This is a genomic window from Thalassospira sp. B30-1 (assembly GCF_015767575.1).
GTDB classification, from domain to species: Bacteria; Pseudomonadota; Alphaproteobacteria; order Rhodospirillales; family Thalassospiraceae; genus Thalassospira; species Thalassospira xiamenensis.
The window spans coordinates 357,256-380,362 of sequence record NZ_CP065232.1; the positions used below are offsets into that span (position 1 = coordinate 357,256).

The 23,107-nt window shown below is 55.3% G+C and carries 21 protein-coding genes; 11 read left to right on the forward strand and 10 right to left on the reverse strand.

Annotation, left to right across the window (positions count from 1 at the left end; genetic code table 11):
- Nucleotides 1–8: 8 nt before the first annotated feature.
- The 8 genes from IT971_RS01670 to IT971_RS01705 form a co-directional block, all read right to left on the reverse strand.
- On the reverse strand, nt 9–995 hold the full coding sequence (locus IT971_RS01670) for an SAM-dependent methyltransferase (protein WP_007089082.1): 987 nt from the start codon (nt 993–995) through the stop codon (nt 9–11).
- A gap of 88 nt (nt 996–1,083) precedes the next feature.
- Nucleotides 1,084–2,385, reverse strand: coding sequence for an esterase-like activity of phytase family protein (locus tag IT971_RS01675; RefSeq protein ID WP_063095335.1), 1,302 nt, complete (start codon nt 2,383–2,385; stop codon nt 1,084–1,086).
- 182 nt (nt 2,386–2,567) lie between these two features.
- Entirely contained in the window at nt 2,568–3,170 is a 603-nt protein-coding gene (locus IT971_RS01680; RefSeq protein WP_063095333.1) for a flavin reductase family protein, read from the reverse strand.
- Between the two features lie 91 nt (nt 3,171–3,261).
- Nucleotides 3,262–4,551 carry an amidohydrolase family protein gene (locus IT971_RS01685; RefSeq protein ID WP_063095331.1) on the reverse strand — a complete coding sequence of 430 codons (1,290 nt, stop codon included), beginning with the start codon at nt 4,549–4,551 and terminating at the stop codon, nt 3,262–3,264.
- A 60-nt stretch (nt 4,552–4,611) separates the two neighbouring features.
- Nucleotides 4,612–5,553 carry an ABC transporter permease gene (locus tag IT971_RS01690; protein ID WP_037990534.1) on the reverse strand — a complete coding sequence of 314 codons (942 nt, stop codon included), beginning with the start codon at nt 5,551–5,553 and terminating at the stop codon, nt 4,612–4,614.
- An 11-nt stretch (nt 5,554–5,564) separates the two neighbouring features.
- Entirely contained in the window at nt 5,565–6,635 is a 1,071-nt protein-coding gene (locus tag IT971_RS01695) for an ABC transporter permease (RefSeq protein ID WP_063095329.1), read from the reverse strand.
- Nucleotides 6,632–8,281, reverse strand: coding sequence for an ABC transporter ATP-binding protein (locus tag IT971_RS01700; RefSeq protein WP_082822593.1), 1,650 nt, complete (start codon nt 8,279–8,281; stop codon nt 6,632–6,634). Before IT971_RS01700 ends, IT971_RS01695 begins: the two co-directional genes overlap by 4 nt.
- A 132-nt stretch (nt 8,282–8,413) precedes the next feature.
- A complete protein-coding gene (locus IT971_RS01705) occupies nt 8,414–9,427 on the reverse strand; it encodes a BMP family protein (protein WP_063095368.1) in 1,014 nt (337 codons plus the stop codon).
- Nucleotides 9,428–9,891: 464 nt separating this feature from the next.
- Between IT971_RS01705 and IT971_RS01710 the strand changes: the two genes are divergently transcribed.
- Both IT971_RS01710 and IT971_RS01715 read left to right on the forward strand, forming a co-directional pair.
- The gene (locus IT971_RS01710) at nt 9,892–10,992 is read left to right on the forward strand and encodes a site-specific DNA-methyltransferase (protein ID WP_037990538.1); all 1,101 of its coding nucleotides are present in this window, start codon (nt 9,892–9,894) and stop codon (nt 10,990–10,992) included.
- A gap of 142 nt (nt 10,993–11,134) precedes the next feature.
- Nucleotides 11,135–11,344, forward strand: coding sequence for a hypothetical protein (locus IT971_RS01715; protein ID WP_007089073.1), 210 nt, complete (start codon nt 11,135–11,137; stop codon nt 11,342–11,344).
- An 84-nt stretch (nt 11,345–11,428) separates the two neighbouring features.
- Here the strand turns inward: IT971_RS01715 and mutY are convergent, their stop codons facing one another.
- Nucleotides 11,429–12,499 carry an A/G-specific adenine glycosylase gene (gene mutY / locus IT971_RS01720; protein WP_007089072.1) on the reverse strand — a complete coding sequence of 357 codons (1,071 nt, stop codon included), beginning with the start codon at nt 12,497–12,499 and terminating at the stop codon, nt 11,429–11,431.
- An 80-nt stretch (nt 12,500–12,579) separates the two neighbouring features.
- Between mutY and IT971_RS01725 the strand changes: the two genes are divergently transcribed.
- The 9 genes from IT971_RS01725 (at nt 12,580) to IT971_RS01765 (ending at nt 21,998) form a co-directional block, all read left to right on the forward strand.
- The gene (locus IT971_RS01725) at nt 12,580–13,203 is read left to right on the forward strand and encodes a DUF721 domain-containing protein (protein ID WP_007089071.1); all 624 of its coding nucleotides are present in this window, start codon (nt 12,580–12,582) and stop codon (nt 13,201–13,203) included.
- Nucleotides 13,204–13,436: 233 nt separating this feature from the next.
- Complete coding sequence (locus IT971_RS01730; protein WP_063095328.1) at nt 13,437–14,033, forward strand: thioredoxin domain-containing protein; 597 nt, start codon at nt 13,437–13,439, stop codon at nt 14,031–14,033.
- 72 nt (nt 14,034–14,105) lie between these two features.
- The gene (smc, locus tag IT971_RS01735; RefSeq protein WP_063095325.1) at nt 14,106–17,639 is read left to right on the forward strand and encodes a chromosome segregation protein SMC; all 3,534 of its coding nucleotides are present in this window, start codon (nt 14,106–14,108) and stop codon (nt 17,637–17,639) included.
- A 90-nt stretch (nt 17,640–17,729) separates the two neighbouring features.
- On the forward strand, nt 17,730–19,073 hold the full coding sequence (locus IT971_RS01740; RefSeq protein WP_063095322.1) for a bifunctional 2-polyprenyl-6-hydroxyphenol methylase/3-demethylubiquinol 3-O-methyltransferase UbiG: 1,344 nt from the start codon (nt 17,730–17,732) through the stop codon (nt 19,071–19,073).
- 459 nt (nt 19,074–19,532) lie between these two features.
- The gene (locus IT971_RS22330) at nt 19,533–19,886 is read left to right on the forward strand and encodes an AtpZ/AtpI family protein (protein WP_007089068.1); all 354 of its coding nucleotides are present in this window, start codon (nt 19,533–19,535) and stop codon (nt 19,884–19,886) included.
- 33 nt (nt 19,887–19,919) lie between these two features.
- Nucleotides 19,920–20,642: a F0F1 ATP synthase subunit A gene (locus tag IT971_RS01750; RefSeq protein ID WP_007089067.1), complete on the forward strand. Its 723-nt coding sequence runs from the start codon at nt 19,920–19,922 to the stop codon at nt 20,640–20,642.
- Between the two features lie 60 nt (nt 20,643–20,702).
- A complete protein-coding gene (locus IT971_RS01755) occupies nt 20,703–20,927 on the forward strand; it encodes an ATP synthase subunit C family protein (protein ID WP_007089066.1) in 225 nt (74 codons plus the stop codon).
- A gap of 74 nt (nt 20,928–21,001) precedes the next feature.
- Entirely contained in the window at nt 21,002–21,487 is a 486-nt protein-coding gene (locus tag IT971_RS01760) for an ATP synthase subunit B' (protein ID WP_007089065.1), read from the forward strand.
- Nucleotides 21,488–21,491: 4 nt separating this feature from the next.
- Nucleotides 21,492–21,998, forward strand: coding sequence for a F0F1 ATP synthase subunit B (locus tag IT971_RS01765; RefSeq protein WP_007089064.1), 507 nt, complete (start codon nt 21,492–21,494; stop codon nt 21,996–21,998).
- Between the two features lie 89 nt (nt 21,999–22,087).
- Here IT971_RS01765 and IT971_RS01770 read toward each other — a convergent pair whose 3' ends face one another.
- Nucleotides 22,088–23,053 carry a glutathione S-transferase family protein gene (locus tag IT971_RS01770; RefSeq protein WP_063095318.1) on the reverse strand — a complete coding sequence of 322 codons (966 nt, stop codon included), beginning with the start codon at nt 23,051–23,053 and terminating at the stop codon, nt 22,088–22,090.
- Between the last annotated feature and the right edge of the window lie 54 nt (nt 23,054–23,107).

Sequence of the window (23,107 nt, forward strand, 5' to 3'; positions counted from 1 at the left end):
ACTTGCAATCAGTCCTGATCTGTAACACCGGGGACCTTCATCCAGGTCAGTTCGTGCTTGTTGTTGTATAGATGCACGACCTTTGACCCGGGAATATCGGCAAACTGGGTAATGGCGGCGTAATCTGTGTCGCCCTGCAGCTTGATGGTGCAGATGAAATTGGTTGCCATACCTGCATCCATCCACTGATTGACCAGTTGGAACAGCCGGTCCGGATAGCAGATCACGTCCGAGCACAGCCAGTCGATATAACCGATTTCATCGGGGTTCAGCCCGAACGCGCTTTCCTGCCGGAAATCAACACGCGGCAGGGTGGCGATTTTCGGATCAAGACGGGCCTTGTCGATGCTGATCACATCGGTGCCAAATTCATGCAAAACCCATGTCCATCCGCCGGGGCTGCCGCCCAGATCCATGGTGCGGTCGCCAACTTCGGGTCCAACACCAAGACGGGTGAAGGCTTCCCAAAGTTTCAGATAGGCGCGGTTGGGCGGGGTGGTCTTGTCTTCTTCAAACTCGACCTCGCCATTTTTCCACGGGCTTGAACAATCCATCGATGCGATGATCGTATCGGGATCGATCAATGTCCACGATCCTAGCGGGGCGGTCGGGGCCGGTTCGCCAAAGACCTGTCGTTTGGCTGATACATGCGGCAAGTTGGCTTCGATCAGTTTCGCGCGCGAAAAATGATCAAACTTGAACATGGCCCAGTTGCGCTGATTGAATTTCAGGATTTTGGCCGCACCCTTGATCGACGGGATCGCCATTCGGACCGGATTGCGCCAGACATTCTGCGCCCAGAAGACACGGCGTTCGGGGCCGGGTGCGAACATCAGCCGGTCATGGCTTTCGATCACGTCACCAAGTTCGGCACGCAGCTGATCTTCAAAGCCGACAGGGGCCAGATAGCCGGTCGCATCCATCGGCTCGATGACCGCATCAATGCCATCGGGGATGTCAAAAGTCCGGGTGGTGTATGTCTGATCGTTTTTCATGGGCCGCTTTTACGCTGATTTCGCCCAATAAAAAAGCGGGAAAGCCGCATAACAGCTTTCCCGCAATGTCAGATGATCCAGCGAGAGATCAGAATTTGTCTGCCTGAACCAGACCGTCGATCAGAAGCACCTTGGTGGCATCCCCATTGATGCCGAAATCGTTATCATTGATCAGGGCCAGCGCACCGTCACCCATCACCGCAAGACCTTCGATCTTGGTCGGAGCCATCGGGTAATCGGCACTGTCAAAACGAAGCGTTTTGGCAACTGCCTTCAGGTCAAGCTTCGACAGGTCGTTTTCCTGTTCAAGCGACGGGCTGGTCGACATATCGTCCCAGCGCGATGCCAGAATATTTGATGCACCATCCAGTTTGACTTCATGCAGCTTGGTGGTGCCATCGGTCCGTTCCAGAACCAGCAGGCGGTCATCGCCAAGTGCCATGACTTCGGAAATGCGAGGTGCGTTCTGTTTGTCGGATGGATCGTTGCGGAAGGTCTGCGGATCATCCAGCTGATAGATATATTCGCCGGCAAGTTCGCCCTTCACGCGGTCATACACGAACAGGCGGGTGTTCTTTGCCTTTTTGTAGGCATCTGCATTCGGGTTGGCCAGCGGGTTCTGAACCATGAAATACAGTTTGCTTTCATCGGGCGATACGGCCATCGATTCAATGCCGCGGTTGGTCTGGCGGGTCACAAGGATTGCCGGAAGACCACCGGTGATCTTATAGGCCGCACCTTCGAAATCCTTTTCCGAACCGGCTGGAACGATACGTTCATTGACCGTACCGTCGGCGGCAACATGCAGGATCGACGGACCGTTTTCTTCACCGATCCAGTACGAACCATCCGACAGGCGAATGATGCCTTCGGCGTCAATTGCCGACACCGACTGTGCCAGTTCCTTGCCATTGGCATCGACCGGCTTTTCGGTTTTGGCAACCGACAGCTTGTTGGTCAACCCGGTGAGGGGCACGCCATTCTGGTCCTTAAGCGCGATAACGTCCTTGACGTCAAAGCTGCCGTTATCGTTCAGGAAAATGGTATAGATAGACGGCGAATAATCAGGCGTCGGATAGACGCGCACCTTGCGGCCCTGACAAACGACGTCTTCGGAGACGCCAAGAACGTCCTGCACATCACCGCAAACAAAGTTCGGACCACGGTCGGAAACGGCATAGAACATATTGGATGGATCACCCGGACGGCGATAGGCCCCCGAACCGAAACCAACCGTCAGGTCGCGTGCCTTGCCGCCATCCACCATGACGGTCGACAGATTGTTAATCGCACTTTTGGTTTCGAAAACCTTGACGTCACCCGCCATTGCCGTTGTCGCAAGAAGCATGGCCGCAATACCGGCGAAACCGGCTGCAATCGTCCGTTTCATGGTGTGATCCCCCACATCGTGTAATGCATAAGAAGAAACGCCCGAACCCGGTTATGCATCGGTTCAGGCGCAGGTGATGAGGATCACATTAGAATTTTACTGTGACAGTTTGTTTGCGGTTGCGGGTCGTTTACGTGAAACAACAGAAAGTCATAACCTATCGCCGCAAACCGGCAGGCTGTTTACCAGAAATCCTCGCGCCGGACGGTAAATGTTTCCGCGACACTGGCATATTCGTGATAGCCCAGACGTGCCAGCGGCTCGAACAGGGTGACATCGACCATGCCGTCACGGATGATTGCATCATCAATATGGAGACCGACCACTGTACCGATCACCATCGCGTTTTTGCTTTGCGGGGTGGGGCCGGGCAGATCGACAATCTGGAATACCTTGCATTCCATATGGATTGGCACTCCCTTGATCCGATGGGCGGCGACCGTTTGACCCGGTTCCTTTTCTAGACCGGCATAATCAAATTCGTCCTGTTCGGGCGGAAGCGGTGCCGAACAGAAATTGATTTCGCGCAGCATAGCGCGTGGGGCGACGGCGGCAATAAATTCACCGGTTTCACGCGCGTTGTTCAGACTGTCAATTGAGCCGCCAGATGCAAACATGACCATCGGCGGATTGCCGCAGACTGCATTGAAAAACGAATAGGGGGCCAGATTGGCGCACCCCTGTTTATCGACCGTCGAAATCCAGCCAATCGGGCGTGGGGCCACACAGGCCTTGAACGGATCATGTGGCAGGTTATGTGGCGTTTTGCCCGGTTCGTAAAACATGGTGGTTCTCGATAATGTGCGTTGACCCCCATCATATGGGGTGTAACGGCGAATGGATCACGTGACGAAATCGTTTCACGTGTGCGATTTGCTATTTCCCCGGAGCATAATCATCGCCGCGCACCGTTTCCGGTCGTTCCGAAAGATGCAGGCGGGTTTGCTGTAACGGGGTTTCGGCGATGATGTTGCCGCGCCTGATGACATAAAGCCGGTTGGCGCGAAGCCGGATGGCTTCGATCGTATCGCGGGCCTGTAACACGACGAAATCGGCATTGTTGCCAACCGCAATCCCGTATCCTTCAAGCCCCATGATTTTTGCCGGTTCGGTTGTCACCGCGTCAAAACAGGCTCGGATATCATCGCGTGACGTCATCTGTGCGACATGAAGCCCCATCGATGCGACTTCAAGCATATCGCCCGATCCCATCGAATACCACGGGTCCATCACGCAATCATGACCAAACGCCACGGTCAGCCCCGCCTTGCGCAATTCCGGCACGCGCGTCATGCCGCGACGCTTGGGATAGGTATCGTGACGACCCTGAAGGGTGATATTGATCAATGGGTTGGCAATCACGCTGACCTCGGCCTCGGTCATCAGGGCGATCAGCTTCGATACGTAATAATTATCCATCGAATGCATCGATGTCAGATGCGATCCGGCCACCTGTCCCTGAAGGTCAAGGCGCTGCGTTTCATAAGCCAGCATTTCGATATGACGCGATAGCGGGTCATCGGTTTCATCGCAATGCATATCAACCCGAAGGCCGCGTTTGGCCGCCATTTCGCAAAGTTCGGTAATGCTTTGCGCGCCGTCTGCCATGGTGCGTTCGAAATGCGGGATGCCGCCGACAACATCGACGCCTTTATCAAGTGCGCGAATGACATTCTGCTTTGCCGTCGGGCTGCGCAGATAGCCATCCTGGGGAAACGCCACCAGTTGCAGGTCGATATAGGGTGCGATCTGTTTTTTGACCTCAAGCAACGCATCGACCGCAAGCAGACGGTCATCGCAGACATCAACATGCGTTCGGATGGCAAGCAGGCCCTTCGATACGGCCAGATCGCAGTAACGAAGTGCGCGTTCAATCACCGCCTCGATGGTCAAAATCGGCTTAAGTTCGCCCCAAAGCGCGATGCCTTCCAGCAACGTACCCGACTCATTCATCCTTGGCAGGCCCAGTGACAGGGTGGCATCCATGTGGAAATGGCTATCGACGAAGGGCGGGCTGACCAGCATCCCGTCGCAATCGATTTCCTCGGCCGCCAGGATCGGCAATTGCGGGCCGATTTCGATGATCTTGCCATTCTTGCAGGCGATATCAACACCGGTGCGGCCATCAGGCAGATTGGCATTTTTAAGGATCAGATCGGCTTGCATGGCGGCGTCCTTCGGTAATGGGATATTTTAATCATCAGGCTATTTGTTTCGGGTCGAAAATCAACGCTGTCCCTTGAACCACGGCACCAGCAATGCCTTGGGATAATCGGCCTTGCGCGCCACAATGATCAGGGCGGCAATCGATAGCAGATAGGGCATCATCAGGAAAACCTGCGATGGCAGAAACGCGCCAACTTCGGTTTGCAGGCGGACCTGAAACGCATCAAACGCACCAAAAAGCAACGCGCCCAGCAATGCCTTGCCCGGTCGCCAGCTTGCAAACACCGTAAGCGCAATGCAAACCCAGCCACGGCCATTGATCATGCCAAAGAAAAACGCATCAAACGCCGACATGGTCAGAAACGCTCCGCCCAGCGCCATCAGACTCGATCCGGCAACCACGGCCCCGATGCGCAGCGCATAAACCGATAACCCTTGCGCCTCGACCGAGGACGGATTATCGCCAACCGCCCGGATCGCAAGGCCAAGCGGGGTGCGATACAAGACCCAGCCGGTGACAAACACCATGACAAGCGCCAGCATTGTAAGAGCCGTTTGGGAAAACAGCGCCGGGCCGATAAACGGCAAATCCGACAGGATCGGAATATCAAGCGGCTGGAACGGAATGATCCGCGGCGGTGACGACACATCGGGCAATGCCGTGCGATAGGTAAAATACGACAGGCTGGTCGCCAGCAGCGTCACCCCGATCCCCGACACATGCTGCGACAGGCCAAGCGGTACGGTCAGGATTGCGTGGATCAGGCCGAAAAACCCACCGGCCAGGGCGGCAACCAGAACGCCGCCCCACAATCCGGCACCCAGCCAGACCGCCATCCATCCGGCCATCGCCCCGGCTGTAAAAATCCCCTCGATGCCAAGGTTAAGAACTCCGGCGCGCTCACAAATCAGCGCGCCGAGCACCCCGAAAATCAGCGGGGTGGCAATACGAAGCGCTGCGGCCCAGAAATTTGCGGTCAAAAGGATGTCGATGATTTCCATTTTCTTTCCCCTTAACCTGCTGATTTCTGGCGTTCGAAATGGACCTTGAACCGGGTCAGAAACCCGCCAATCAGAACGCATAACAACGACATCGCGACAATCAGATCGGCCAGATAACTTGAAACGCCGATCGCGCGGCTCATGGAATCGGCACCAACAAAAACCGATGCCACAAACACGGCGGATATGATCACGCCAACCGGTGAAAGGCGGGCCAGCATTGCAACCACGATCCCCGCATAGCCATAACCCGGCGACAGATCGGTCGCCAGATATCCAAGGGTTCCCGCGACTTCGGAAACACCGGCAAGTCCGGCCAAACCACCCGACAGCATCGCGACCAGTACCATGGTTTTGGTTGCCGAAATTCCGGAAAATCTGGCTGCGGCGGCATTTTCACCGATCGCACGAATTTCAAATCCCCAGACGGTGCGTTTAACGAAAATCGCCAGCGCCACGGCACAGATCAGCGCGATCACCAATCCAAGATGCACCCGCATCCGTTCGATCAGCGGCGGCAGGACGGCGCTATCGATTACCGGTTCGGACTGTGGCCAACCCATCGACATCGGGTCTTTTAGCGCACCTTCCAGCATCATCTGCACAAACAGAATGACAATGAAGTTCAAAAGCAGAGTGGTGACAACCTCGTCCACCCCTAACCGCGTTTTCAAAAGCGTAGGGCCGATCAGCATTACCGCCCCGGCGAGCGCCCCGGCAATCAGCACCACCGGGATCATGATATAGCTTGGCCCGTCAATCACGCCCGATCCGATGGCAACGGCGGCCATGGCCCCCATATAAAGCTGTCCCTCGGCCCCGATATTCCAAAGTTTGGCCCGAAACGCGATGGCGGCCGCCAATCCGGTCAGGATCAGCGGGGTGGCACGCGTCAGCATTTCCGAAATCGAAAACATCGATCCAAACGCGCCGCTTATCATCAGGCCATAGGCGTTTATGATCGGTGCTCCGGCAAGGGCAAGCGGGATCGCTGCCAGAAGAATGGCGATAGTTGCCGCCATGACGGGGACGCCATAAACCATGATTGCGGATGGATTGATGCGGGGTTCAAACCGGATCACGCCGGGTCTCCTGATTTTGGGGCATTTTCATCGGTTTTTGCGCTGACCTTTGTGCTGGGCTCAAATTTACCGGACCCGAAATCGGCATCGCTTTTTTTCTGTCCGGCCATCATCAGGCCAAGCTCTGATCGGTCAATATCGTTTGCAGCAATCGCGGCCGATACATGACCGGCATGGATCACCGCAATCTGATCGGACAGGGTCAGCAATTCATCGAGATCCTCGGATATCAGAACCACCGCTGCCCCGCCTTCGCGCGCCTCAAGAAGCCGCCTGTGGACTTCTGACTGCGCGCCAACGTCAAGCCCGCGGGATGGCTGGTTGGCAAGGATTAGTTTTGGTGATTTTTCAAGAACACGTGCAAGGATGAGTTTTTGAATATTCCCGCCAGATAGCAGACATGCGGGGGCGTCCGGGCCGGGGCAGCGCACATCGTAATCGGCAATGGCATGTTCGGCACGCTTGCGGATTGCCTCGAAGTCAAGGAAGCCGAACTTCTGATAATCGCGGGATCGGACATCTTCGATGGCGATGTTTTCCGCCACCGTCATCGACCCCACCATACCATCATGATGGCGGTCTTCGGGGATACGCGCGATGCCGTTCTGGGCGAACTTGTGAGCATCGAATTTGGTAACTTTTTCACCAAAAATCTCGACCGAGCCACCATCGGGCCTATCCAGCCCGGCAATCAGTTGCGCCAACGCCGCCTGCCCGTTACCCGATACCCCGGCAATGCCAAGAATTTCGCCTTCTCGCGCCAGAAGGTTCACCCCATGCAGGGAGCGTCTGGCATCGCCACGATCAATCGTGACATCCCGAAGCTCGATGACCGGCTTGCCCGGTACGCGTTCGCTTCGGCGGCTGACCGGCACATCGCGGCCAACGATCAGTTCGGCAATCGAACGTCTGTCGGCCTGATCGGTTGCCATTTCGCCGACTTTTTTGCCGCCGCGCAGCACCGCGATGCGATGGGAAACTGCTAGAACCTCGGCCAGTTTATGGGCAATGATAATGACCGAAAGCCCGGCCGTGGCAAGCTTGCGAAGGATCGCAAAAAGGCTGTCTGCTTCCCGCGGTGTCAGAACCGCAGTTGGTTCATCCAGCACCAGCAAACGGGCATCGCGATAAAGGGCCTTGAGGATTTCAACGCGCTGCTTTTCGCCGACGGTCAGTTTATGAACCGGCTGATCCAGATCGACATTAAGACCCGATCCCGCCATCAGTTTTGACAGTTTGGCGCGTGCCTTGGTCCGGTCGCGGCGTAGGCGAAAAATCGGTTCTGTGCCAAGGACGATATTATCAAGGCCGCTTAGATTTTCGGCCAGTGTGAAATGCTGATGAACCATGCCGATCCCGGCATCAAGGGCCGCCTGCGGTGCGCCGTGTTCAAGCGGGGCAAGGATACCATCCGCACCCGCGACCATCACGGTCCCCGTATCCGCAACATAATGGCCAAACAGAATGTTCATCAGGGTGGTTTTGCCCGCACCGTTTTCGCCAAGCAGTGCAACGATTTCGCCCTTGTGCACATCAAGGTCGATGGCGTCATTGGCGATCAGCGGGCCGAATTTCTTGGTGATTGCAGCCAGTTGCAGCAGCAATTGCGGGGACGTTTCCAAAGATGGGGTGGCAGCAGATGACATCCGGCTGATCCGTTAATTTTTATGTGTCACGCCTTGGGCCATATTGGCGTATCGAGTGCATGTCGGGATCGCCCCGAAAAACGAAAGGCAGTCCGATGTTTAAACCGGACTGCCTGCAAAGTGGAAGAAATCTTACATGGAAGATTTCGGTTCTTCGTCATTCACCTTGACGGTAAAGCTGCCATCCAGAATTTCTGCCTGTTTGGTGTCAACTTCGGCAACAGTACCTTCGGGCAGAAGGGAGCTATCAAGAACGACGGTGCCGCCGCCCGGTGCCATATAGCTGAGTTTGCCGTAATCTTCGGCCTTGAATTCACCAGCTTTGACCGCTGCAATCGCATGATCCACCGTCGGCTCCATGTGCCAAAGGGCCGAACCCAGAATGGTGCCCGGATAGTCTGCCGCGGTATCGATCACGTTGCCAACAGCCAGAACGCCGCGTTCCTTCGCGGCATCCGAAACGCCAAAGCGTTCGGCATACATGACATCCGCACCCTTATCGATCATCGCAAAGGCGGCTTCTTTGGCTTTGGGCGGATCGTACCAGCTGTTGATGAAGGTCACGGTAAATTCGACATCAGGATTGACCGATTTGGCACCTTCCATGAAGGCATTCATCAGGCGGTTGACTTCCGGAATGGCAAAACCGCCAACCATGCCGATTTTGTTCGATTTGGTCGCCTTGCCAGCTGCCATGCCAACAAGATAGCTTGGTTCATGGATATAGTTGTCAAAGACCGAGAAATTGTCGCCTTCGGGGCCGAAGCTTGAGCCCATCAGAAACGCGGTTTCGGGATAATCGGCGGCAACCTTGCGGGCCGCGCGTTCTACACCGAAAACTTCGCCCAGAATAAGGGCCGAGCCATTTTCGGCATATTCACGCATCACGCGTTCATAGTCGGTATTGGCGACGTTTTCGGAAAATTCATAGGTGATGTCGCCGCGTTCCTGAGCGGCATTCAGCGCCTTGTGGATACGCGAAACCCACTGCTGTTCGACCGGAACGGTGTAAATCGCCGAAACCTTGATCGGGTCGGCTGCCATTGCCGGTGCCGGCACGCCAAGGCCAAAAGATACCACCGCGGCTGCTGCGGCCATGGCCGATAGCATTGCGCGACGGGAAAGACGGAAAGTGCCAGACTTCATGATGTCCCCCTGCAGGTTATTGCCAATCTTGAAAATTCTATTTTTCTGCGTATTTGATATGCAGATTGTATACATGATCATAAGAAGGGCAAATGCAGAGTTGTCCAAACGGTCAAATTACCGTTTTCGGCTAAATTGCTGTAACGCAATTCACATCAGGATGTATTGAACTACGTGAATATACGGATGCGCGCGTTAGCTATCTGCGAATTCACATTTGAATTCTTGCCGCACATACCCGGTCAGACCAGAACGAAGTCAAGGAGTCCGATGAAGATATGCGGGGTTTTTGACCGCTATTGTCCGGGATGAAAATCTTCCTGTTTTTGGGCCGAACCGGTTAAGATTGTCTAAACGGCTGAAATTACTTTGAAACTGTGGCGACTCCTTGGAAATTTTCGGAGTCTATTAACTTTTTGCGGTGATGCTTTCCTCAAGAAATATGGGGGAACCTGGAACGCATCATGACAAAGAAAACATCCTTACCGCTTGATCAGGTTATGGTCGGGGACTGCATCGAACTGATGAACAGCCTGCCGGAAAAGTCGGTCGATCTGATTTTCGCCGATCCGCCCTATAACCTGCAGCTGGGTGGTGATCTGCTGCGCCCTAATAATTCCAAGGTCGACGCGGTTGACGATCATTGGGACCAGTTTGACAGTTTCCGTCACTATGACGATTTCACCCGTGACTGGCTGACCGCCGCGCGCCGTGTCCTTAAGGATACCGGTGCGATCTGGGTGATCGGTTCGTATCACAACATTTATCGCGTCGGCACGGTGATGCAGGATATCGGTTACTGGATCCTGAACGACATCGTGTGGCGCAAAACCAACCCGATGCCGAATTTCCGTGGCAAACGTTTCTGCAATGCGCATGAAACCCTGCTGTGGTGTTCGAAAAATGCCGAGCAGAAAGCGATCACGTTCAATTACGAAGCGATGAAGCAGCTCAACGAAGGATTGCAGATGCGGTCCGACTGGTTGCTGCCGATCTGTTCCGGGTCCGAGCGCCTGAAGAATGAAAAGGGTAAAAAGGTCCATCCGACCCAGAAACCCGAAGCATTGTTGCAGCGTGTTCTGCTGGCGACGACCCGTCAGGGCGACGTTGTACTTGATCCGTTCTTTGGTACCGGCACCACCGGTGCGGCAGCGCGCCGCCTTGGCCGTCACTTCATCGGGCTTGAGCGCGAGGAAGAATATGCAAAGGCCGCCAAGGAACGCATTGCCAAGGTCCAGATGCTTGATGGTGAAAGCCTTGAGATGACGGAGTCGAAGCGATCACTTCCGCGTATTCCGTTCGGTGCGGTCATTGAACGCGGTCTTCTGGCGCCGGGCGACAAGATTTATGACAACCGCGGCAATGTTGCAGCGCTTGTTCGTGCCGATGGCTCAATCAGTCACAAGGACAATGCCGGTTCGATTCACCAGATCGGTGCCCATGTTCAGGGTGCACAGGCTTGTAATGGCTGGACTTATTGGCATTACAAGTGTGACGGGCGATTGGTTGTGATCGACAATCTGCGCAGTCAGCTTCGCAAGGAAATGGGGCAGGTTTCCGCCTGATTTCGTGCGGTGCAGCACGCTTAAAATGATCTGATCTGGAAGGCCGGGATGGTTGTGAAACCTTCCGGCCTTTTGCATTCGGGCGCAATTCTTGCTATATCTTGAATCTTGGAATTATCCGTAAGGATAGATGGAGAGCCCCATGCAGGTTGGCGCAACAGGTAGTGCCGCTTACGCACCGAACCCGGTCCAGATCCAGCAGGCAGCTGCACCGATCGCCGAAACCGGTGGTAACGATCTTCAGTCACCGTCGGCCCAGCGGGTCGATCAGGTGGCAGAAGCCGACACGTCACAACAATCGGCCCCGCCGAGCAGCACGGGCCGTGGGCAGGTTATTGATATATACGCCTGACCACCTTATTAACGATTTAAAAGGCCCGCGCCGGAATGGCAACGGGCCTTCTTTTTGTGTTTTGAACGGTCGGTTGACGCCGACCTAGCGGTATTTCAGCGCGTGACGCACGATTTTTTTCATCACCGTCGGCAGAGCGAATTCAGATAACCCGTCAATCGTTGTCCAGCTGCCATCAAGTTTTGCCGCGTCGCTTTCAGCTATATTGGCGGCAAGGACCGTCACATCGAGATGGAAATGGGTGAAAGTGTGCCCGACAGTACCATCTAGTTCCGTCCAACTTGCCTTGATCGGGGCTTCGGACAACATCACATCATCCGGGGCCTCAATCGCGCGCCAGTCACTGCCCGGCACTTCGTAAAGTCCACCCAGCAGACCCTTTTCCGGGCGGCGCCGGACCAGAATTTTACCGTCTTCGCGCCGTATCCAGAAGGCATAGCCAACCCGGGTTGGTTTGGCGGGTTTCTTACGTTTTTTGGGTAGTTCCGGGGCAATGCCCGATTTGCGGCCTTCGCAGGAAGCCTGCCACGGGCAAATGCCACATGCCGGATTGCGTGGCGTGCAGATCGTTGCGCCCAAATCCATCAGCGCCTGCGCATAGTCGCCCGGCCGGTCGGACGGGGTCAGGGCCGCCGACTTTTCCTTGATTTCGGGTTTGACGTCGGGCAGTGGGGTTTCAAGCGCAAAAAGACGGGATATGACCCGTTCGATATTGCCATCGACCGGGCTTGAATGACGGTTAAAGGCGATGGCTGCAACGGCGGCGGCGGTATAGGGACCGATGCCGGGCAGCTTCAGAAGGCCTTCTTCGGTATCGGGGAACCGGCCGCCATATTCATCGGCAACAACCTTGGCGCATTTGTGCAGGTTGCGTGCGCGTGCATAATATCCCAGACCTTGCCAGGCATGCAGAACTTCATCGAGATCGGCATTGGCAAGATCGTTGACAGTCGGCCAGCGTTGCAGGAATGCCGCGAAATAGGGACCGACCGTAATCACGGTGGTCTGTTGCAGCATGATTTCGCTAAGCCAGACGCGGTAAGGGTCCTGTGCGTCGCCCGGTTCGGCACGCCATGGAAGGGTGCGATGATGACGGTCATACCAGTCCAACATGGTCCGACCGAGGTGATGGATTTCGTCGTTGGTGAAATGCACGGCGTTCCCGTGTTATGTTGCGGGGATGAAAACGGGTAATTACGTTTAGGTCAGATTCAGACCCTACGAAAGAAGCGGGCGTGAGCAAGCAAAAAGATATGACCGATACGCCGACACATAGCACGCCAGATCAGCGTGCCGATATGGTTGCTGCAAAAAATGCGGTCAAAAAGAAACAAAAGATTACCCCGATGGGCAGTTCGGAGCGCCGCATGGGCCTGCGCAATATTGCCGCCATGGTTGGCAATCTGACACGTCCGCTGGTCCGCAAACGCGGTTTCTTTCAGGCCGAAATCATTTTGCACTGGTCCGAAATTGTCGGTCGCGATCTTGAACAATTCACCATGCCGGTCAAATACAATCCGCCTCGCGGCGAAAATGCCGGGGGCGGAACCCTTGTGATCCGGGTGATGGGACCGGTGGCGATTGAATTACAGCACCGCATGCCGCAGATCATCGACCGGGTGAATACCTATTTCGGATATCGCGCGGTTGAACGCATCAAGATGATGCAGGGCGATATTTCCCGCCCGGAGCGCACCGTCAAACGGCCGGAAAATGTGCCCGAAGGTCCGATCCGCGAAACCAGCGAGATCGATATCGCCAAAATCGAAGACCCGCATCTGCGCGAAGTGCTGACCCGGCTTGGACGCCGCATTTCGGGGGACGTTCACGCGCGGGGGCAACCGGGACAGAAGAAATAGCCGGTGAAATTGCGTTTAAAATCACGTGTAAGTCATTTGCCAATCGGTGGCCCAAAGCCTTATTCCGATGCGGGCCGGATCGAATCATTTTCCCATGATGTTTGATCACGGAGTTGCCGCATTTCCAAACGATGTTGGCGACTCGTTGGCTCATTAGCGCTTTTGGGGGGCGTGTTGACTCCCGCGCTGCAACAGGCTTGTAATCACAAAATATTGTTTTAACGGAGGTTTCCTTGCTGAAGGCAGTTAAGTTTTTTGCGGTCGCATGTGCATTTGCGATTGGTGTTGTCGGGGCGCAGCAGGCCGAGGCTGTAGAATATAAGGAACATGTGCTTGGCAATCCGGATGCGCCGGTGACGATCATCGAATATGCGTCGCTGACCTGCCCGCATTGCGCCACGTTCCATAATGAAACCCTGCCGGAGATCAAGAAATCGTTGATCGATACCGGCAAGGCCAAGCTGATCTTCCGCGATTATCCGCTTGATGGTGTTGCGGTTCGCGCGGCGGCTGTTGCGCAATGTGCCGGTGATGACCGTTATTTCGGTGTTCTGGGCATGCTGTTCAAATCGCAGATGACCTGGGCACGGGCCGCGGACCCGATTGAAGGCATCAAACAGGTGGTTCGTTTTGCCGGTATGGATGGCGATGCGGTTGATGCCTGCATGGCGGACGAGGCCCTGATCGACGGGATCGTTGCATCGCGCATGCGCGGCGAACAGGAATTCAAGGTCAATTCAACGCCGAGCTTTGTGATTGATGGTGAAACCTTTGCCGGTTCGCGCGATCTGAAGTTCTTTGAAGACAAAGTCGAAGATCTGACCAACTGATAAATATGATCCTGCCGGATGCTGCAGATGCGACATCCGGCAATCAGGGGAAGGGACGGATCGGGGGCATGATTGGTCCAGTTTAAATCGCTACGGCTGACGGGGTTCAAATCCTTCGTCGATTCAACCGAATTGCTGGTTGAAGACGGGTTGACAGGTGTTGTCGGCCCGAATGGCTGTGGCAAATCCAATCTTGTCGAAGCCCTGCGCTGGGTCATGGGTGAAACCTCTGCCAAGCAGATGCGCGGCTCGGACATGTCCGACGTTATTTTTGGCGGGACATCGTCGCGTCCTGCGCGGAACGTGGCCGAAGTTACCGTCGTTCTGGATAATGCCGAACGCAAAGCACCGGCGATGTTCAACGATCACGAAACGCTTGAGGTCGTGCGACGTATCGAACGCAGCGGCGGGTCGAATTATCGGGTCAATGGCAAGGATGTCCGTGCGCGTGACGTCCAATTGCTGTTTGCCGATGCCGCGACCGGGGCACGGTCAAACGCGATGGTGTCACAGGGCAAGATCGGTGCGCTGATCGGAGCGAAGCCAAGTCAGCGCAGACTGGTTCTGGAGGAAGCCGCCGGTATTACCGGCCTGCATTCACGCCGTCACGAGGCCGAGCTTCGACTTAAAAATGCCGAACAGAATATGGAACGCCTTGAAGACGTTCTGGTCACACTCGATAGCCAGATCGCGTCTCTGCAAAAGCAGGCGCGACAGGCCGAACGGTATCGCAAACTTTCCGAAAGCATCCGCCAGACGGAGGCTCTGCTATTCCACATCCGCTGGACCGATGCCGAAAAACGGCAAGCAGATGCCCGTGAATTGCTGGTGCTGGGCGAAAGTGCCGTGCGTGACCTGACCGGTCAGGTGACCGAGGCAACGACCATTCAGGCCCATATTGCGGCAAGCCTTCCGGATCTTCGCAAAAAGGAAAGCGATGCGGCAGCGGCCTTGCAGCGCATGCTGATCGAGCGTGAGGGACTGGACAAGGACAAGTCACAGATCGAAACCCAAATGTCGCAGCTTCGTGCGCGCATCCAGCAGATTGATGCCGACCTTGCGCGTGAAGCCGAACTGGCAAGCGACGCCGAAGGGGCGTTGAACAAGCTTAAGGCAGAACGCGAAGAGCTGGGTCAAGCCCAGGACGGCGAGGATGACGAGCTTGACGAGGCAAAGGAACGCGCCGTCGCGCAGGCCGCAAGGGTTGAAACGCTGGAAGGGCAGGTTGACGAACTGACCAACCGGGCAGCCGCCGAAGAAGCCCGGCTTAAAAGCGTTCAGCAGCGGTTAGGCGAGCTTTCCGCCCGCCGGTCACGTTTGACCGAACGCTATGACGAGGCCGTTGCCCGCCTTGATGATATCCGGGTTGAAGCCGATTTTACCGACGCCCTCGAAGAGGCCGGTCTGGCGCTTGAGGAATGCGAAGAACTTTGCGAGCAGCGCAAGCTTGCCATCGAAGATGCCGAAATGCGTCTTGCCGAATTGCGCGACCGTGAAGACAGCCTGAAAACGGCGGAAACCGAATCGCGCGATGCCCTGCGTGATGTCGAAAGCCGCAAGGCACGGCTTGTCGCCGAGATCGAGGCGCTTGAAAGTCTGGTCAAGGGCAATGCAGATCAGCAGTTCCCGGCGGTGATCGAAAAGCTTTCGGTGACCAGCGGCCTTGAAATGGCGATGGCGGCGGCACTTGGCGAGGACCTTGACGCGCCCGATGCCGAAGATGCCCCGATGCACTGGTCGGCGGTTGACCCCGACGCAGATGACCCTGACCTGCCCGAAGGGGTCCAGGCACTGGCGAAATTTGTTGACGGTCCGGCATTGCTGAACCGACGCCTTTGGCAGATCGGGGTTGTTGATGACGAGGCAACCGGTAACTGGCTGGCCAAGACGTTGAAAACCGGGCAGCGGTTGGTGTCGCGTGAAGGTGCGCTTTGGCGTTGGGACGGGTATCGGATCAAGGTTGGCGCGGAGCTTCCGGCAGCCGCACGTTTGCGACAGCGTAATCGACTTGAAGAATTACGCCTTGAGCTCGAGGAGATCGACGACGCGGTCGAGCTTGCAGCGGAAAAGGCCGATACAACGCGGGAAAATGTTGAACGTCTTGAAGAAGATGTTGAAGCCGCACGCAACGGCGAACAGGAAGCCCACCGTGCCCTTCGCGAGGCAGAGGGATCATTGGCCCGCGCGCGAGAAGAAATTGCCAATATCAAACGTGACGCCAGTGCCATTGAAGGACGCCTGCAAAACGCAGAAGAAGCAGAAAAGCGTGCCAAGCAGGACCTTGATGAACTGATCGCCGAGCAGGAAGAACTGGCGGCAACGCCCGAGGAATCGAGCGAAGGCCTGATGGAAATCAAGGCTGAGCTGATTGAAAAACGTGCCGAGCTTTCGGATGCGCGCGCCGATCAGATGGAAGCGCGCAGCCAGCTTGAACGCATGCAGCGTGATGCATCGGGGCGTCGCAAGCGACTTGAATTTGTTGAAAGCGAAATCGCATCCTGGAATGATCGCGCATCGGGGGCAGGCGAACGTGTGGCCCAGCTTCGTGAACGTCAGGAAGAAGCGCGCATGGAGATCGAGGAGCTTGAACTTAAGCCCGACGAGATCGAAGAGCGCCGCGCGATCCTTTCCGACCGTATCGAGATTGCCGATCAGGCACGCAAGGACGCGGCGGATGAACTGGTGCGTGCCGAAAATGCGCAGCGCGAAGCAGATCACAACCTGAAAGAAGCGGAACAGAAACTGGCCGAGGCCCGCGAAGGCCGGGTTAGGTGTGAAGCCCTTCTGGAGCAGGCAGAACAGCACCGCCGAGATTTGATTGAACGCATTCGCGAACGGGTTAATGCCACGCCTGATCAGCTTGTAGAGCTGGCCGAAATCGATCAGACCAAGGAATTGCCATCCGAAGACGATATCGAGGCCCGTTTGCAGCGTCAGTCGCGCGAACGCGAAAACCTTGGTGCGGTTAACCTGAGGGCCGAGGTCGAACTGGCCGAGATGGAAGAACAGAAAGACACACTGGTTTCCGAACGCGATGACCTGATCGCCGCCATTGATAAATTACGCAATGGTATCAACCAGCTGAACCGCGAAGCACGCAACCGCCTGAAAGCGGCATTTGACGAAGTCGACAAACATTTCCAGCAGTTGTTTGTCCGCCTGTTTGGCGGTGGCGGGGCGCATCTGATGCTGACCGATGCGGACGATCCGCTGGAAGCCGGGCTTGAGATCATGGCATCCCCGCCGGGCAAGAAATTGCAGCACCTTTCATTGCTGTCTGGTGGCGAGCAGGCATTGACCGCTGTTGCGCTTCTGTTTGCGGTGTTCCTGACCAACCCGGCACCGATTTGCGTGCTCGACGAAGTTGACGCACCACTTGATGACGCCAACGTCGACCGGTTCTGTAAATTGCTTGAAGCGATTGGTCGTCACGCCAATACGCGTTTCCTTGTGATTACCCACCATCGCATGACCATGGCCCGCATGAACCGCCTGTTCGGGGTGACGATGGCGGAACGTGGTGTTTCCTCGCTGGTGTCGGTCGATTTGCGCCAGGCCGAGGTCTATTCCCAGAAAGAGCAAAAAGAGCTCGATTTTACCAATTGATGATTTTTCCGGTATTTGGGTTTCGTTCGTCTCTGCCTTTGGGTTAAGAGGGAGGCTTGGCGAGATACTCCAACCGGGAAAATTGCGAAAATGTCCAAAGAAGTCCGTGCGTTATACGAGCAATTTCCTTATCCCATGCGTGACCCGCAGGAGGAAAAGGAACGGTTGCTGATGCCGCCGATGGACACCCTTTCGCGGGTCAATCATTACGGTTTCGGCGGACGCAAGAAGATTGATGCGAGATTTCGTGCGCTTGTTGCCGGGGGCGGTACAGGTGACAGTCTTGTCTGGCTGGCCGAACAACTGCGCGATTGCGGCGGGCAGGTTACATATCTGGAACCATCAAGTGCGAGCAGCAAGGTGGCGCGTGCCCGCGCCGAAGCACGTGGGTTGACCAATATTACCTATGTGAATGCAACGATTGGCGAGTTTGCCGCGACCGTACCGGAAAAGTTCGATTACATCAATTGTGCCGGTGTGCTGCATCACCTTGAGGTTCCCGAACAAGGTCTTCATGATCTGGTGTCGGTTCTGGCCAATGATGGTTGCATCGGTACCATGCTGTATGGGGAACATGGCCGCCTTGCCGTGACCGAGTGGCGCAAGATGGTTGCACCGCTTCTGCCCGGAAAGACGCTTGATGAGCAGCTTGCCATGACCCGAAGCCTTCTTTCGATGCTTCCCGAAGGCAACATGCTGCTTAAAATGGGGGGTGGTCCGGGCTTTATTAAAGGGTTGCTGGAAAACGATCCCGAGATTGTCGATCTGCTGCTGCATCCGGTTGAATGTGCCTATGACGTGCACGGGGTCTATGACTTTGCTGCCTCGGCAGGGCTTGATGTTGCTGCCTTTACCGGCTTTTTCGGTTTTGGCGGCACTGGAAAGGCGCATTACAGCATTGAAAACCATGTTGCGGACCCGAAAATCCTGCGGGATCTGACGGCTTTGCCGCTTCGCGATCAGCAGGCATTTTGTGAACGTTACAGCTGTGCGATGCCGTTGCATGCCTTTTATCTTACACGTTCTGATGCCAAACGTGCGGCGGGAACAACGACAATGCCGGATCGTGATTTGTGCCCGTGGTTCTTTGTCGCCCCTTCTGACGGTTTCTTTGACGATATGCTGACCAATGCAGGCAAACCGATTATCCTTGCGGATGGAACCGGTAACGCGGTCGATCTGACCGGTGGACCCGACCTGGCCAGACTTTTAGCGCTGTTTGATGGCAAGACGTCCTTTGGCGATATATCAGCCCGGTTGCGTGACGAAATCCTGCACAAACAGCCCATCGATATGAACCAGATTGCAGACAATACATTGGCCGCTGTCTGGGCGCTGTTTCACAAGTTCGACTGGATGCTGGCATCGTCATCCGAAAGCGGCTGGCAGCAGCAGGATGGACAACGCCGTTTGTCGGTTAATTTGCCGAAGTGATCCTTGATCGGTGTTTTTGCGGCTAACGGCGCGGGCGGATTTGTGATGAATCGGCATGGCTGATGACTGCGTGTTCCAGCCCGTATCGGACCTTGGGCGGGATACCGGTGCCAAAACACGGTACAAAAGGCGGAAATCAATAAAAAGCGATTGAATTCACAATGGTTACTCAGAAGCCCAATTCAGCGGTTCAACGGGCCAGGAACCAAGGGAAACCGCCGGTTGCAAGCGGTTGTTTATGGAAAAGTGTGATAAATGCGGCTGCGACTATCGCCTAACGTCAAATGTGAATGATCACACATTTCGACGGTAAAATTGTTATAAAACAGATGTTTAATGTCAATTTTGTGCCCCCGGCAAGGTGGGGTTTTACGGCTTGACAGCCTATGGGGCGCTAAGTATGTTGCCCGCGCATTTCCTTGCGACGTTTGCAAGGCTGCCACAGCGGGGTTCACGACAATGAGCGATGATAAAGATCGCGCTTCATTAGCAGAGCTTGAAAGCAAGTTGGTGGCCGTAGCAAGCAAGCGTGAAGAAACGCACAGCCCGAACCGGGCGACCGGCAAACCATCCCAAGGGATGGCATTAGGAATGAGAATTTCGGCGGAAATGATCGCTGCTGTTCTTGTTGGACTATTGATTGGCTGGGCGCTGGATCGGGTGCTTGGTACGACGCCCTGGCTGCTTGTTCTGTTTGTATTTCTCGGAGCAGGTGCTGGTGGTCTTAACGCTTATCGGGTGGCCAAAGGATTCGACAGTGCAGTCGGACTTGGACGCGCGATGGGGGAGCGCAAGCAGGGGGACAAGGATTAGCCTTGGCCCTCAAAAGATTGAGCGAGGATTACGGTGGCTGGACCGCTAGAGCAGTTTGAAATCAAGCCCTTGGCCGAGCTTTCGGTTGCCGGCATTGATGTTTCCTTCACCAACTCCGCACTTTGGATGGTGATCGCAGCCGTTCTCGTAACGGGCTTCATGACGCTCAGCATGCGTCGTGGGGCATTGGTACCTGGCCGTTGGCAGGGTGCCGCCGAGGTGATGTATGAATTCGTCGCCAATATGTTGAAAGATAACGTGGGGACCGCGGGGCGCAAGTATTTCCCGTTCGTTTTCACCCTGTTTATGTTTGTTCTGTTCGGGAACCTGCTTGGCATGATCCCGCACAGCTTTACTTTTACGAGCCATATCGCTGTGACTTTTGCGATGGCTCTGGTGATCTTTATCGGTGTGACCATTATCGGCTTCGTTCGCCACGGCACGCATTACTTCCGGATGTTCTTCCCGGCAGGTGCGCCGATTGCAACGGCCTTCATTCTGATCCCGATTGAAATCATCTCCTATTTCTCTCGTCCGTTCAGCCTGGCGATCCGACTGTTTGCGAACATGACCGTCGGACACATCATGCTGAAAGTGATTGGCGGGTTCGTCGGCCTGATCGGCATCTTCGGCGTCCTTCCGTTTGCTCTTCTGACGGGGATTACGGTTCTGGAGTTCGGCATTGCTGCGCTTCAGGCTTATGTCTACACCATTCTCACCTGCATCTATCTCCATGATGCAATCCACATGCACTAATGCTAGTGGACCGGTGTGATCTCTTCTGATTGCCTTTAAGAAATTCGAAAGGGTGAAGTTATGGAACTCGATGCTGCTAAGATGATCGGTGCTGGCCTGGCTGCTATTGGCATGATTGGTGCCGGTATCGGGGTTGGTAACATCTGGTCGAGCCTGATTGCGACTGTTGGCCGTAACCCGGCTGCAAAAGGCGACGTTGAACTGTATGGCTGGATCGGCTTTGCCGTTACCGAAGCTATTGCACTGTTCGCACTCGTCGTTGCGCTGATCGTTCTGTTCGGCTAATCGGCGCCTTTTGCGCGAATACTCGGCCCGGCGAGGATACCCCTCGCCGGTGTCGTTGAATTCGGGAGTAGGCTATGCCGCAGTTTGATATTGCGACGTTCTCGGAACAGATTTTCTGGCTGTTCGTTATTTTTGGCATCCTGTATTTCCTGATGTCGAAAATCGCGCTGCCGAAGGTTGGCGAAGTTCTGGAACGCCGTCACAAGACCATTGAAGACAATCTTGGCAAGGCTCGGGCGTTGAAAGACGAAACCGATGCCGCCATCGCGAAGTACGAGGCTGCCTTGGCAGAAGCTCGTGATGCCGCACAGGCAGATATTCGCGAAGCAACGGAGAAAGCAGCTGCAGAGCAAGCTGCGAAAACCGAAGCGCTGGTCAAGAAACTGTCGAAAAAGACCGCTGATGCCGAAAAGGCAATTGCCGGTGCGAAAGACGACGCAATGAAAGGTGTGGCCGAAGCTGCATCCGAAATCGCCCGTGAAGCAACCGACAAGCTTATCGGTGTCAAGGTTCAGGCCAAAACTGCCGACAAGGCCGTTTCGGCGATTGTAGGAGAGTAAGAAGATGGCAACCCCGCACGAGGTTACGTTCCTTACCGATCCTTACACCTGGACCACGCTTTCTTTCTTGCTGGTTGCCGGTTTCGGCGGCTTCAAGGCTGTTAAGGGTATTTCCGGTGCACTCGACAAGCGTGCGCAGAAAATCTCGGAAGAGCTGGATGAAGCACAGCGCCTGCGTGAAGAAGCTCAGGAGCTTCTGGCCAAATATCAGGCCAAACAGCGCGAAGCATTGAAGGAAGCGGATGAAATCCGCGCCCATGCCAAGGTGGAAGCCGACCGCATGCTGGAGAACGCCCAGGCTGAACTGAAAGCGTCGCTCAAGCGTCGTGAACAGCAGGCCATGGACCGTATTGCCAATCTCGAAACCCAGGCCATTGCCGAAGTTCGTGCCCGTGTGGCCGAAATCGCGGCACAGGCCACATTTGCACTGGTTTCCGAAAAGGTTACTGCTGCAAAGGCAGACGAGCTTGTCGATAGCGCAATTGCGGAAATCAAAGGTCGCCTGAATTAATAGTTTCCGGTTTTCGGAATGCAAAACCCCCGCAGAACTTCTGCGGGGGTTTTTGTTTGGGCGTGGTGTTGTCAGCCAACAAATCGTATCTATCCGGCGAACTGTTTGTCCCGGCCATGTGGCATATCAAGATCGAGAACAGGTCCCTTGGGCACGATGCCCGTCGGGTTGATCATCAGGTGGCTTTCATAATAGTGGCCCTTGATATGTTCAAAGAACACGGTCTGTTTGATGCCGGGCACCTGATAAAGTTCGCGCGTATAGGCCCAAAGATTGGGATAGTCCTTCAGCATTTTCAGGTTGCATTTGAAATGCCCGTGATAGACCGGATCAAACCGGATCAGGGTGGTGAATAGCCGCCAGTCGGCCTCTGTCAGACGATCACCCGCCAGATAGCGATGGGTCGACAGATGGTCTTCCAGCCAGTCCAGCGTGCCAAAAAGCGTTGTCACAGCGTCTTCATAGGCATCCTGAGCGGTCGCAAAGCCGGATTTGTAGACACCATTATTCACATCGTCATAGACCCGGCCATTGATCGCATCGATTTCGCTGCGCAGATCTTCGGGATAGTAATCGCCGGGTTTGGCTCCCAGATCATCAAAGGCAGAGTTGAGCATCCGGATGATTTCGGCAGATTCGTTGCTGACAATCCGGTTGGTTTTCTTGTCCCAAAGAACCGGCACCGTAACCCGTCCAGTATAATCAGGTTTTGCCGCAGTATAAATCTGATGCATGAAACGGTGATTGCCAAGATGGTCGGGCAGCCGCTCATCAGGGGAAAATTCCCAGCCATTTTCAAGCATGCGCCAATGCACGACCGAAACTGAAATCATGTCTTCCAGTCCCTTGAGGGCGCGGAAGATCAGCGTGCGATGTGCCCACGGGCAGGCATAGGAAACATACAGGTGATAACGACCAGCTTCGGCAGGAAATTCGGCGTCCTTGTCTTTCGACAGCCAGTTCCGAAAAGCGGCGTCCTGACGTTTGAACTTACCACCGGTCGATTTCGTGTCGTACCATTGGTCTTTCCATTCTCCATCGACCAAAAGGCCCATAATCGTATCCTCCGGTTTTTTGTGGTCCCGTGATATGCCGATTACGCGCGGCCG

What these genes read in the sequence shown, in the direction of transcription:
- IT971_RS01670 (WP_007089082.1), bottom strand. Translation starts at nt 995, where the DNA reads ATGAAAAACGATCAGACATACACCACCCGGACTTTTGACATCCCCGAT.
- IT971_RS01675 (WP_063095335.1), bottom strand. Translation starts at nt 2,385, where the DNA reads ATGAAACGGACGATTGCAGCCGGTTTCGCCGGTATTGCGGCCATGCTT.
- IT971_RS01680 (WP_063095333.1), bottom strand. Translation starts at nt 3,170, where the DNA reads ATGTTTTACGAACCGGGCAAAACGCCACATAACCTGCCACATGATCCG.
- IT971_RS01685 (WP_063095331.1), bottom strand. Translation starts at nt 4,551, where the DNA reads ATGCAAGCCGATCTGATCCTTAAAAATGCCAATCTGCCTGATGGCCGC.
- IT971_RS01690 (WP_037990534.1), bottom strand. Translation starts at nt 5,553, where the DNA reads ATGGAAATCATCGACATCCTTTTGACCGCAAATTTCTGGGCCGCAGCG.
- IT971_RS01700 (WP_082822593.1), bottom strand. Translation starts at nt 8,281, where the DNA reads ATGTCATCTGCTGCCACCCCATCTTTGGAAACGTCCCCGCAATTGCTG.
- IT971_RS01705 (WP_063095368.1), bottom strand. Translation starts at nt 9,427, where the DNA reads ATGAAGTCTGGCACTTTCCGTCTTTCCCGTCGCGCAATGCTATCGGCC.
- IT971_RS01710 (WP_037990538.1), top strand. Translation starts at nt 9,892, where the DNA reads ATGACAAAGAAAACATCCTTACCGCTTGATCAGGTTATGGTCGGGGAC.
- IT971_RS01715 (WP_007089073.1), top strand. Translation starts at nt 11,135, where the DNA reads ATGCAGGTTGGCGCAACAGGTAGTGCCGCTTACGCACCGAACCCGGTC.
- IT971_RS01740 (WP_063095322.1), top strand. Translation starts at nt 17,730, where the DNA reads ATGTCCAAAGAAGTCCGTGCGTTATACGAGCAATTTCCTTATCCCATG.
- IT971_RS22330 (WP_007089068.1), top strand. Translation starts at nt 19,533, where the DNA reads ATGAGCGATGATAAAGATCGCGCTTCATTAGCAGAGCTTGAAAGCAAG.
- IT971_RS01755 (WP_007089066.1), top strand. Translation starts at nt 20,703, where the DNA reads ATGGAACTCGATGCTGCTAAGATGATCGGTGCTGGCCTGGCTGCTATT.
- IT971_RS01760 (WP_007089065.1), top strand. Translation starts at nt 21,002, where the DNA reads ATGCCGCAGTTTGATATTGCGACGTTCTCGGAACAGATTTTCTGGCTG.
- IT971_RS01765 (WP_007089064.1), top strand. Translation starts at nt 21,492, where the DNA reads ATGGCAACCCCGCACGAGGTTACGTTCCTTACCGATCCTTACACCTGG.
- IT971_RS01770 (WP_063095318.1), bottom strand. Translation starts at nt 23,053, where the DNA reads ATGGGCCTTTTGGTCGATGGAGAATGGAAAGACCAATGGTACGACACG.